This window comes from Deltaproteobacteria bacterium, assembly GCA_016219225.1.
GTDB lineage: Bacteria > Desulfobacterota > RBG-13-43-22 > RBG-13-43-22 > RBG-13-43-22 > RBG-13-43-22.
Window position 1 is genome coordinate 1 of sequence record JACRBX010000175.1, and the last position, 11,730, is coordinate 11,730.

At 49.1% G+C, this 11,730-nt stretch carries 12 protein-coding genes; 9 read left to right on the forward strand and 3 right to left on the reverse strand.

Translation table 11 applies throughout. The annotated features are described in order from the left end of the window. Nucleotides 1-151, reverse strand: a 151-nt coding sequence (locus HY879_15310; protein ID MBI5604706.1) for a ketoacyl-ACP synthase III, incomplete at its 3' end; no start/stop codon positions are given. A 348-nt stretch (nt 152-499) separates the two neighbouring features. On the opposite strand from HY879_15310, the gene HY879_15315 reads away from it, so the two are divergent. From HY879_15315 to HY879_15330, 4 genes are all read left to right on the forward strand, one after another. Next, nucleotides 500-1,168, forward strand: coding sequence for an energy-coupling factor ABC transporter permease (locus HY879_15315; protein ID MBI5604707.1), 669 nt, complete (start codon nt 500-502; stop codon nt 1,166-1,168). Further along, nucleotides 1,165-1,482 (forward strand): PDGLE domain-containing protein, encoded by a 318-nt coding sequence (locus HY879_15320; protein MBI5604708.1) that lies wholly within the window; start codon nt 1,165-1,167, stop codon nt 1,480-1,482. The genes HY879_15315 and HY879_15320 overlap by 4 nt, the downstream gene beginning before the upstream one ends. A gap of 214 nt (nt 1,483-1,696) precedes the next feature. Next, the gene (gene cbiQ / locus HY879_15325) at nt 1,697-2,467 is read left to right on the forward strand and encodes a cobalt ECF transporter T component CbiQ (GenBank protein MBI5604709.1); all 771 of its coding nucleotides are present in this window, start codon (nt 1,697-1,699) and stop codon (nt 2,465-2,467) included. After that, complete coding sequence (locus HY879_15330; GenBank protein ID MBI5604710.1) at nt 2,464-3,249, forward strand: ABC transporter ATP-binding protein; 786 nt, start codon at nt 2,464-2,466, stop codon at nt 3,247-3,249. The genes cbiQ and HY879_15330 overlap by 4 nt, the downstream gene beginning before the upstream one ends. Before the next feature lie 19 nt (nt 3,250-3,268). Here HY879_15330 and HY879_15335 read toward each other — a convergent pair whose 3' ends face one another. Next, entirely contained in the window at nt 3,269-3,964 is a 696-nt protein-coding gene (locus tag HY879_15335; protein MBI5604711.1) for a cupin domain-containing protein, read from the reverse strand. 212 nt (nt 3,965-4,176) lie between these two features. Here HY879_15335 and HY879_15340 point away from each other — a divergent pair, with 212 nt between their 5' ends. The 5 genes from HY879_15340 (at nt 4,177) to HY879_15360 (ending at nt 10,275) form a co-directional block, all read left to right on the forward strand. Next, nucleotides 4,177-4,653, forward strand: a complete 477-nt coding sequence (locus tag HY879_15340) for a metallophosphoesterase family protein (GenBank protein MBI5604712.1) — start codon at nt 4,177-4,179, stop codon at nt 4,651-4,653. A gap of 187 nt (nt 4,654-4,840) precedes the next feature. Continuing rightward, the gene (locus HY879_15345) at nt 4,841-5,347 is read left to right on the forward strand and encodes an HIT domain-containing protein (GenBank protein MBI5604713.1); all 507 of its coding nucleotides are present in this window, start codon (nt 4,841-4,843) and stop codon (nt 5,345-5,347) included. Beyond that, complete coding sequence (locus HY879_15350; protein MBI5604714.1) at nt 5,334-5,702, forward strand: hypothetical protein; 369 nt, start codon at nt 5,334-5,336, stop codon at nt 5,700-5,702. Before HY879_15345 ends, HY879_15350 begins: the two co-directional genes overlap by 14 nt. Nucleotides 5,703-5,716: 14 nt before the next feature. Beyond that, the gene (mutS, locus tag HY879_15355; GenBank protein MBI5604715.1) at nt 5,717-8,335 is read left to right on the forward strand and encodes a DNA mismatch repair protein MutS; all 2,619 of its coding nucleotides are present in this window, start codon (nt 5,717-5,719) and stop codon (nt 8,333-8,335) included. A gap of 167 nt (nt 8,336-8,502) precedes the next feature. Continuing rightward, a complete protein-coding gene (locus tag HY879_15360) occupies nt 8,503-10,275 on the forward strand; it encodes an N-acetylmuramoyl-L-alanine amidase (GenBank protein ID MBI5604716.1) in 1,773 nt (590 codons plus the stop codon). On the opposite strand, the gene HY879_15365 is transcribed toward HY879_15360, so the two are convergent. After that, nucleotides 10,267-11,730, reverse strand: a 1,464-nt coding sequence (locus HY879_15365) for a response regulator (GenBank protein ID MBI5604717.1), incomplete at its 5' end; no start/stop codon positions are given. The two genes, HY879_15360 and HY879_15365, sit on opposite strands and share 9 nt — an antisense overlap.

The window sequence follows — 11,730 nt, forward strand, 5'->3', positions numbered from 1 at the left end:
TTATTTCCTTGAACTTCTCAATAATAATGGGGTTCGGTCTTTCCAGTTTCTTCCCGTCGGCTCCATAAAATTCATGACCCAGGAAATACTCATTAGCGATCTTTTCGGTTGGAATATAGCTGCCTGTTCCGGTAATAATTGAATTCGGCATAATAAAATCAGGTACCTCCTCAATAAACATTGGGAAAAATTGCTTGCCGGTGGAGGGCCTTATTCAGAGGATTGAGAGGGGATAGACCAGTAAGCCCATTCCAAATTGAAGCAGATTTATATTTTAACCTATCAGGGATTAAGAGTAAAGGAGAAAAGGCGCCTCCTGAGAATTTGAGCCGGGCCCGACCCTTTTTGCTTGACAGGACTCGAGAACCGTATTATAGTAATATCCAATAAAAGGCCATGAAGGCTGAACTCAAGGAGTACCCTTGACACCCTTCATGGCCTTTTTTATTTTGGGCCATTTCATTTAATAGTAATAAAAACTGGGTATTGAAAGATTTCCATGCATATCCCGGATGGTTTTTTAAGTAATACCATCAACCTGACCACGGTGGGCCTTTCGGGGTTGACTATGGTTGTGGCCCTTAAAAAGGCCAGACAGGAGCTTACCGAAAAGGAAATCCCTCTGGTAGGGGTAACGGCGGCCTTTATCTTTGCGGCCCAAATGATCAATTTCCCCGTAGCCGGGGGTACCAGCGGCCATTTTCTGGGAGCGGCCCTGGCTTCGATCCTGTTGGGACCCTGGTTGAGTTTTATCATTATTGCTCTGGTCCTGATCTTGCAATGCCTGGGGTTTGCTGACGGGGGAATAACTGCTTTAGGTTCTAATATCGCCAACATGGGATTGATCGGGGGGATGGGAAGTTATCTGATCTTTCGTTTTTTCCAATTCCTGTTGCCAACGAACCGACGGGGGTTTCTCGCGGCCTCGGCAGTAGCCTCCTGGTTTTCAATAGTCTTGGCCTCGTTAGCTTGCGCTCTTGAATTGGGCCTTTCCAGGACTTCCCCATTCTCTTTGGTTATCCCATCCATGGTAGGTTTTCATGCCTTGATCGGGATAGGGGAAGCGCTGATAACCGTAGCCGTTTTGTCCGCGGTTTTGACGGCCCGCTCCGATTTAATCCGCACCTGGAGAATGGAGAAAACGGCATCAGAACTTGGACAATTATGACGACCCGAAATCCATCTCAAAAAAGATTGCTGCTCTGGGGCTTTTTAGCAGCCGTGATCATAGCTTTTTTTCTTTCACCCTGGGCCTCCTCCCGGCCGGACGGCCTGGAAAGGGTAGCCGAGAAGCTGGGTTTTATTAAGAAGGCCGGGCAATCCGGGGTGACCTGGTGGGATCGTTCTCCCTTTCCCGACTATAAGATCCCGGGAATTCCTAATGAAGGTTGGGCTACCGCCCTGTCCGGCTTGCTGGGGACCCTGGCTATGGTCCTTCTGGGCTGGGGGCTCTGCCGGCTGTTAAGGCGGAAAAGAGAATAAGCGGTTGGTAGGAAAATAAAGTTACAAGATGCAAGATGCAAGTTTCAAGCGGGAAAAACCTGAAACCATTTCATGTGTTGGTGCCCTGGGGCATGAGGGTTTATTCCGAAATAGAGTTCGAGTTCAATCATCAACTGCGCTATTTTCATGCTTCGTGGTGCCACGCCACTATCGTGGCATGACGGTTTAATATGAAAAAGAAGGAAAAAAGAATATGGAACATTCCTTTTTAGATCGGTACAGCCATCTGGGCAGCGTCATCCATAATTTGGATGCCCGGACCAAGGTCCTGTCTTTCCTGACCTTAATGATCGTTACGGTTCTGACGCCGCCCCAGTGTTGGCCGGTTTTTCTCTTTCATCTGGGCTTGATCGGACTCACCCTGAGGCTTTCCCGTATTCCGGTTCGCTATGTGCTGACCCGTTCTTTGATCATTATTCCTTTTATCCTCATGGTCTCCCTTTTTGTCCCCTTTTTACCGGTCAACCAGCCGGCCGGGGGGTACAGCCTGGGGCCCGGGTCCCTGTTATTGGGCCGAACCCATCTGCTGGTCTTTTGGAATGTCTTGATTAAAGGCCTTATAGGGGTCCTGGCCGTTATTGTGCTTTCATCGACCACGCCTTTCCCCCGGCTCCTGGAGGCCCTGAAAAAATTTAAGGTCCCTTCGCTTTTGACCTTATTATTGGGTTTCATTTACCGTTATTTTTTTGTACTCCTGGACGAAGTCCTGACCATAAAACGGGCCGTGGATTCGAGGGGATACCGGGGCCGAACAATCTGGCAGGTCAAGACGCTGGGCCGAATGCTCGGGCAATTATTTTTACGCAGTTATGAACGGGGCGAAAGGGTCTATCTGGGAATGGTCGCCCGGGGTTTTCAGGGGCTTCCCAAGACCATAACCCCTTCCCGGATGCAGGGAGCGGACTATGTCTTTTTATCAGCCTTCTTTTCAGCCACCGTCATCTCCCAAATTATTTTTCGATGAAAGCCTTAGAAATCCGTCACCTTTCCTATACCTATCCGGATGGTCACCCGGCCCTGGAGGATATCAATCTCCAGGTTCAAAAAGGGGAATGTCTGGGACTGGTAGGGCCTAATGGGGCCGGGAAATCGACTTTACTGCTTCATATAAACGGGCTTTTATCCGGAAATGGTGGAGAGGTTCGGGTACTGGGGGACCCGATTTCCAAACAGAATCTGGGCTGGGTCCGCAATAAAGTAGGACTGGTTTTTCAAAATCCGGATGACCAGCTCTTCTGCCCCACCCTATTTGAAGACGTGGCCTTTGGGCCTTTAAACAGCCGGATCCCGCAGGAAGAGATCTCCTGCCGGGTGGCCGCTGCTTTGGGGAAAGTCGGTTTGACGGGCTTTGAGAACCGTTCTCCTCATCATATGAGCGTCGGCGAGAAGAGAAAAGCTTCTCTGGCCACCATCCTTTCTATGGATCCGGAAATCATGGTCCTGGATGAGCCTTCCAGCAACCTGGATCCCCGCTCTCGAAAAGAATTGATCGAACTGCTGGCCACTTTCCCTCAGACCCGGATTATCGCCACCCATGATATGGAAATGGTCCTTCAATTATGCGACCGGGTAGTGGTTTTGGCCCAAGGCAGGATTATGGCATCCGGGAGCCCGGAAGCGGTTTTGGCCGATGAATCCCTGTTACAAACCAATGGATTGGAGCTTCCCGAAATCCTCCGTCTCATTCCACCCCAGGACCGAAAGACCCATATCGCCCGTTTAAAAGGATTAACCAAAGATAGTTGAAAAGATAATTAAGATTTTTTTATTTTTCCTGCGTATATAAGACAGCCACAATACGGGCGTTTTGGTCCCCCAGTGCACGAACCCGGTGAGGCAGGGATGAATCATAATAGATTGAATCTTCCGAAGCCAGGAGTTCCCGGTTTTCTCCCAGGAGGACCTCAATTTCTCCTTCCAGGACAAAAATAAACTCTTCTCCATCATGGGTTGAAGGCGGTTCATCCTGGGAAGTCGGTTCCAAGGTGACCAGAAAAGGTTCCATGTTCCTTTCCCGCTTTTCGGGGGCCAGGGACTCATAGGAATAGCCATAGCGGATGGTTTTTTGAGAACTGTATCGGGAAATGGTTTTACGATTTTTTTTGCGAACCACGGTGTAGGGTTTGGATTCGCCCTGGACCAACAAATAACCCATTTTCATTTCCAAGGCCCTGGCCAATTTGACCAAATCCCCTAATGGCGGCAGAATTTCTCCCGCTTCAATTTGGGCGATGGTCGATTCCGAAAAACCGGTTCTCTGGGACACATCCAATATGGAAAGGGCTTGCTTTTGCCGGATGGCCTTAACCCTGGCCCCAACTGAAAGGGACAAGGGGAGTTCTTCCTCTTGGCCGGAAGAACGGGAAATTCCTTCTAAAAAATCCGCTTCGGCGGTATGGGCGAAATCCTGCATGTTTTCCAATAGGTCTTTATAACCCGTTTCTTTTTTTGAACCTTCCATAGTTCCCCCTGATTTCCCTTTTTGGGCAGTTGTTTCAGCCATGAAAAATATACCAGAGGAGCAAAAAGGAAACAAGGACTTTATCTTAACCGGAATTGAATTCCTGCTCTATTTGGAACAACAAACTTTATCTTGACATAATCCTTGAATTTATTATCCTTACTCTTGGTCAACCGGTTTGTTATTAAAGAATATTGAGGGTATTGGAACAAATGAAGATTGGTGTGTTATCCGATACGCATTTAACCAGCGTAACGCCAGGGTTAAAACATATTGTAGAGACCCATTTTAAGGACGTGGATCTTATCCTCCATGCCGGCGATATGGTCAGTCTGCCTGTTTATGAGTTTCTCCAGGGAATGGCCGTTGAAGCGGTCCAGGGGAATATGGATGAATGGAACTTAAAAGGTGTCCTGCCGATTAAAAAAACCTTATCTCTTGAGGGCCATCAGATCGGTTTGATTCACGGCTTTGGTCCGGCCGGGGGATTGGAAGAGCGTATCCGGCCGGAATTTCCCCAGATCGATTGCCTGGTATACGGACATTCCCACAAACCGGCCAATTACTGGTCCGACGGGGTCCTGTTTTTTAATCCGGGATCGGCTTCGGGGATAGGCTTTTTTCGAAAACCGACCATCGGGATCATTCATATCGATTCCGGTTTAAAGGGAGAGATCCTGGAGGTTTAAAAAAATACGAATATCGAATATCGAACATCGAATTTCGAATCATGAAGTGATTTATTTTTACCTTCCTTCGACATTCATTATTCATTATTCGATATTCGATATTCTCATTTTTTCGTGATGCCCCACAAGGACATGGGTTTAACACGAAATTACAATATATTTTTATAGATTGGGAAGGGAGTAGGGCATGAAGACTTTGTGGGCCCCTTGGCGGATGGACTACATATTAAATGATGTCAAGGAAAAGGGCTGTATCTTTTGTCCGGGGGAAAACGGAAATTTTTCGGAACGTTTGATCCTGTTTAGGGGGAACCGTTCTTTAGTGATGATGAATAAATATCCTTATATCAACGGGCATTTATTAGTGGCGCCTTTAAGGCATGTGGCCGCCCCGGATCAATTGGAACCTCAGGAGATGATCGCCCTGATGACCATGGTTAGCCATTCGGTCACCATTCTCAAGAAAACAATGAAAGCTGAAGGATTCAATGTGGGATTGAATTTGGGGAAAGTGGCCGGGGCCGGGGTAGAGGACCATCTCCATTTTCATATCGTCCCCCGCTGGAACGGGGACACCAATTTCATGACGGTTTTTGGGGATCTCCGGGTTATCCCCGAACACATGGAACAAACCTATTTCAGATTGCTTCCTTTTTTTAAGGAAGTCCAGGAAGGTTTTCATGAAAACCGTTAAGCTCTTTTTCTATGGATTGCTGGTCATGATTTTTGTACTATTTGTCATTCAAAATTATGCCACCTTGACCTATAGCATCTCCATTCGATTGAACCTGGGCTTCCTGGCCCTGGAATCGATCCCGTTGCCCTTTTTTTTAATTGCCCCCATCCTTTTTTTCTCGGGTCTTCTCCTGGCCACCTTAATCGGGTTGGTTGAACGGCGTCGCCTCTCTAAGGAACTAAAACTATTACGGACTACCCTCCAGGAGTCCAAACCGGTAGAGAAACCCATAATGGAATCGGCCGCCTCCCCCGATTCTTCAGGCGAAATAAAAGTCTCCCCTGAAGAGCACCCCCCCCCAGTCCATTCCTAACGGCTGTCCCGTTCATGACCAAGATTACCCCGATGCTGGAGCAATACCTGGAGATCAAAGAAAAGGTCCCGGACTATATCCTTTTCTATCAGCTTGGGGATTTTTTTGAAATGTTTTATGAAGACGCTTTATTGGCCTCCCGGATCCTGGAAATCACCTTGACCTCCCGCCACAAGGGGAATCAGGACCAGGTCCCCATGTGCGGGGTACCGGTTCAGGCCGTTTCGGGATACGTTTCCCGAATGGTGGAGAAGGGTTATAAGGTGGCCCTTTGTGAACAGGTCGAGGACCCAACCCAAACCAAGGGGATCGTTCGGCGTGAAGTCACCCGGCTGATTACTCCGGGACTCTATATTGACGATACTTCCATCAAAACCAATCGGTATCTTTTAGCCCTGTCCTGTCAGGAGCCCCGCCTCGGTCTGGCCTCGGTGGATTTGGCCACCGGAGAATTCCGGGTCACCGAAGTAACCGACCGGGAAAAGGCCTTTGAGGAGATCGGCCGGGTCAATCCTTCGGAGATTCTCATCTCTCGAGGCCTGAAACAAACCCCGGCAGCGCAGTCCCTTTTAGAAAGGTTATCTCCCTATTTCCTGACCTTCGGGGAGGAAGGGCCTTTTGAATTGGGCAGGGCCCGGGATCTATTGATCAAACATTTTCAGGTCCATTCTCTGGCCGGGTTCGGGACTCAAACCTTGTCCGAAGGCCTTCGGGCCGCCGGGGCCCTTCTTTTTTACCTGATGGAAACCCAGAAAGGGAGCGTATCGCACCTCCAACCCCTGCAGGTTTATCACCTCAATGAATTTATGGTCCTTTCAGAGACCACCCAACGGCATCTGGAACTAACCCAGACCTTGTATCGAGGGACGCGGCAAGGGTCTTTACTTTCGGTTCTCGATCAGACTATGACGGCCATGGGGAGTCGCAAACTCAGGCAATGGCTCAACTATCCCCTTTTAGATTTGGAAAAAATATGGGTGCGGCAGGCATTGGTCGAGGCCTTGGTCGAAGATCCGGTTTTGCGCCAAGCCCTTCGTGCCCATCTGAAGGAGATATATGATATCGAAAGGCTGGTGGCCAAGGTCTGTCTTAATCAGGCCGGCCCAAGGGACCTGGTGGCTTTAAAAAATTCCCTCGGCCACCTGCCGGCCATCGGCCGACTTCTTAATGAAAGCCCCCATTCGAAATTGCAGGCCCTTGGGGCCTCCCTGGATCTTTTGCCTGAGGTAACATCCCTGATCTCCGAGGCCGTTCTGGATGACCCGGCTTTGAATTGGAAAGATAAAGAGGCCCGGATCATCCGGCTGGGTTATCATACCCAACTGGACCAGTACCTCGGGGTTAGCCGGGAAGGGAAGGAGTGGATCGCCCAATTAGAGGCCAAGGAGAGGAAGCGGACCGGAATCCATTCCCTTAAAATAGGGTATAACCGGGTCTTCGGTTACTATATCGAGGTCTCCAGACCCAACCTGCCTTCGGTCCCTCCGGATTTCCAGCGGAAACAGACCCTGGTCAACGGCGAACGGTTTTTGACCCCGGAGCTCAAGGAATATGAGGTGATGGTCTTGGAAGCGGAAGAAAAACGCTGGGAACTCGAATGCCGGCTTTTTCATGAAGTCCGGCAAAAAGTGGCCGAGGAAAGCGGCCGGCTGCAAAAAACAGCCCAGCTTTTGTCCGACCTGGATGTTCTGGCCTCCCTGGCTCAAACGGCCCAGGAGAACCGCTACCAAAAACCCAGCCTTAATGAAGGCGACACCCTTTTATTAAAGGAGAGCCGGCACCCGGTTATTGAAAAAAATCTACCGGCCCAGCGATTCGTTCCCAATTCCATTGAGCTGGACAATGAAGCCCAGCAGATGATTATTATCACCGGCCCCAACATGGCCGGCAAATCCACGATCCTACGTCAGGCGGCTTTGATCGTTTTGATGGCCCAGATGGGCTCTTTTGTTCCGGCCGAAGAAGCGACTATCGGTCTGGTCGATCAGATCTTTACCCGGGTCGGGGCCTCGGATGATCTTTCCTCCGGGCAAAGTACCTTCATGGTTGAAATGCAGGAAACGGCCCAAATCCTGCACCAGGCTACAAAGCGGAGCCTGGTTTTGTTGGATGAAATCGGCAGGGGGACGAGCACTTTTGACGGCCTGAGCATCGCCTGGGCCGTGGCCGAATATCTTCATGATTTGAAAGGGAAAGGGGTTAAAACCCTTTTCGCCACCCACTATCATGAATTGACCGACTTGACCCAGACCAAAAAAAAGGTTAAAAATTATCATGTCTCGGTAAAAGAATATAACCAGCAAATTATTTTTTTGAGGAAATTACAGGAGGGAGGCACCAGTCGCAGCTATGGGATTCAGGTGGCCCGACTGGCCGGCCTGCCCCTCCCGGTGATTGAAAGGGCCCGGGAGGTGTTGAAAAATCTGGAAAAGGGAGAGCTGGATGTCTGGGGTTTGCCGTCGTTGGCCTCTTCCCAGAAGGTGAGGGTCGCCCACCCGGCCCAGATGGAACTCTTTTCCGGGAGAGAGCAGAAGCTTAAGGAAAGGGTGAAATCCCTTTCGATCGATGAAATGAGTCCCCTTCAGGCCTTGCTGACTTTAAAAGAATTGAAGGATCTCCTTGAAGAATCATAAGGTTCATCTTATACCCTCAGTCTCCTTGCGGGGCAATACGAAGCCTGAAAATGGGATCAGGGTTCAGGCTTCAGGGATCAGGGTTTTTCATACTTGCATCTTGCATCTTGGAACTTTATTTTTGTATTAAACCCACATACCCCAAAGGGCACTTACGAAGCATGAAAATGGCTCACTCCGAACTCCGAACTCCGAACTCCGAACTCCATTTTCGAACTAAACGCCTCCCCCTTGTTGTAATTCTTCTGCTGATCTCCTTCGGTTTTTGGAGCCCCATGGTGCCCCCTGGGTTTTCCGGGCCAACTGATCGGGATCTGGAGAACACCTACAACCAGACCCGACAGTCATTTTATGCCCTGGATAAATCTCCGCAAAGAAAAGACCGCCAAAATTGGCAACCCCTGCTTGAGGGATTTCAAAATATTTACAAACAGCATCCCGGGACCGTCTGGGGAGAAAAGTCCATGTTCATGGTGGGGCGGATCTATTATATCCTCTACCCGTCGTCGGGGGTGGAATCCGATCTGGATCTGGCCCTTGATCATTTTTCACGCTTTGTCAATCATTATCCACAAAGTCCCCTGGCCGATGATGCCCTTTTTCTGTCGGCCGAAATCTATTTCCTGCACAAAAGAAACCCGGGAAAGGCCCTTGAGACAGCCCAGCTCCTGATCCAGAATTATCCCAAAGGGGACATGAAAAAAAAGGCCGAAGAACTATTGCTGAAGATGGAAAAAGGCCGCCCAGCCCCTGAGACTGATCCAGGCATCCCGAACCAGGAAGATGAATCGCCGGAAGAGAAAAGGCCTCCCACAGGGGAGGAAAACCCAAGGCAGTCCTTTACCCGGGTAACGGGATTGCGTCATTGGTCCTCCCCAAACTATACGCGAATCATTGTCGATGTTGAAGATAAGATCTCCTTTCGACATCGGCTGCTTAAGAAAGATCCTTCGATCGAAAAACCGGAAAGGCTTTATCTGGATTTGTATCCGGCCCGCCTGGCCTTAGGCCGGGCTTCGCCGTTAGTCATCAAGGACGGACTCTTGAAAGGGGCACGAATCGGCCAGTATGAGGCTTCAACCGTTCGTTTGGTCCTGGATATAGAAAGCATCAAGGGTTATAAAATATTTACCCTCGAAAATCCTTTCCGGTTGATCGTGGATGTTTCCGGAAAAGAAAAAATTGCCGACCGTCCCACCGAACCCGCCGGCCGTGAAAGAAAGCTTTCCCTGGCCCAGCAGTTGGGGTTGGGGGTTAAACGCGTCATTATCGATGCCGGTCATGGAGGCAAAGATAAAGGGGCTACCGGCAAGGGCGGTTTGTACGAAAAAGACCTGACCCTGAAAATTGCCAAAAAATTTGCCCAGCGGATTCAACAAGACCTTAAATTAGAGGCCCTTTTAACCAGGGAAACGGATCATTTTGTCCGCCTGGAGGACAGAACGGCCATCGCCAATACCAAACATGCCGACCTGTTTGTCTCGATTCATGTCAACGCCAGTCCCAATCCTCTGGCCGAGGGGATCGAGACTTACTTCCTGAACCTGGCCACCGATGAAGAATCCATCCGCGTGGCGGCCCGGGAAAATGCCACCTCCACCAAGCGGATAAGCGATATGCAAAAAATATTGAAGGATCTGATGCTGAACACCAAGATTGATGAATCCAGCCGTCTGGCCGGTCATGTGCAGCAAACCCTGATCAGATCCATAACGGAAAAATATCCACCGGTCAAAAACCTCGGGGTTAAACAGGCCCCTTTTTATGTCCTGATCGGGGCCCAGATGCCGGCTATTCTGGTGGAGGTCTCTTTTATTTCCAATGACCGGGAAAGGGAACGATTGTGTCAGGATGAATATCTGGACCGGATTGTCGACGGGCTGTTAAACGGGATCGACGGCTATATCAAAGAGATCAAACTGGCCGGGGTCTCAAAATGAAGCCGGTTTCTCCAAAACCTTCTTGATGGTCTCGTCCAATTTTTTTATGGGGAACGGTTTTTGAATAAGCCCTAATATGCCGGTCCTAAACAACTCATCGGCTTCGTTCTCCACGTTACATCCGGTTGAAACGATAACCCGAACGTTTTCCTGGATTTTTTTAAGCAAATAGTAACATTGCTTTCCGTTTAGATTGGGCATATTTAAATCGAGTATGATCAGATCCACATCCTTATGGTGCTGGGTGAAATATTCAATGGCCTCTAAGGCATCGGAAAAAGACGTCACGCGATAGCCGAGTTCTAGTAGAAGTAAGGTCTGCGTTTCAAGAACTATCTTTTCGTCGTCAACAATAATAATGTGCCCTCTGATTTGGGGGTGTGTTTGGTCCTCTAAACCTTCAGGAATCGGGAGGGCATTCATATTTTCTACCAAGGGGAAATAGAGGGAAAAGATCGAACCGATCCCTCTGGTGCTTTTGACTTCTATCAAGCCCTTGTGCATCTCCACGATCCCATCCACACAGGCCAACCCCAATCCCGTTCCCTTCCCGAGGCTTTTAGTGGTAAAAAAGGGTTCGAAAATTCTATCCAAGACTTCCTGGTCCATGCCAAGGCCTGTATCCTCTATCGATACGGAAATATAATTCCCTCCGGGTACATTCCGATCGGGAAATCGTGTGGAGAGGGTTTCACTGTCAACGGTGCCGGTTCGAAAAATCAAATCGCCTCCATCGGTCATCGCATCACGAGCATTAAGCGCGATATTGATAAAAGCGTTCTTTAACAGGCCGGCGTCCCCGAGTACAACAGATCGGTCGTTGGATAGTTCCTTACGGAGGTTGATCCTTTTGTCAAAGGAGTGGAAGAGGAGATAGATCGTATCCTCGATTGTTTCATGTAGATTGACGGGCAGGTCGGCGATTTTTACTTTTCGGGCAAATGTTAGCAGTTTACTATTAATTTCAGCTGCTTGAATGATTGTCTTTTGGATGGTAACAATGGGTTTGGCCAGCGACTGGTCTATAGAGGCCGACTTCTTGAGTATTATTTCCGTCTGTCCCAGCATGACGGTCAGCAAATTATTAAAATCATGGGCGATGCCGCCGGCTAATTCACCAATGGTCTGCATTTTGTTAGAGTGAAAAAGCTGCTGTTCGAGCTGTTGTTTCTTGTTTTCGAGTTGTTTCTGTTCGGTAATGTCCCGAATCACTCCAACGGTTCCTTCAAACCCTTGGGGCCGGAGGATGGCTTTTTGATTAAATTCTTCGGCCTTGGCTTTTTCTCCGATGGTTAGTTCCCCGACATCGGGTGCATCGGTTTTCAAAGCAATTCGACCCGAAGTTCCCTCAAATTCCTTGTTTCGGTCGTGGGCCAATTGGCCATATATACCGGAAGCGATTACCTCTCCTTCAATCGTCGGGATGATACCGGAGTTTTTATCTTGATGCGAAAA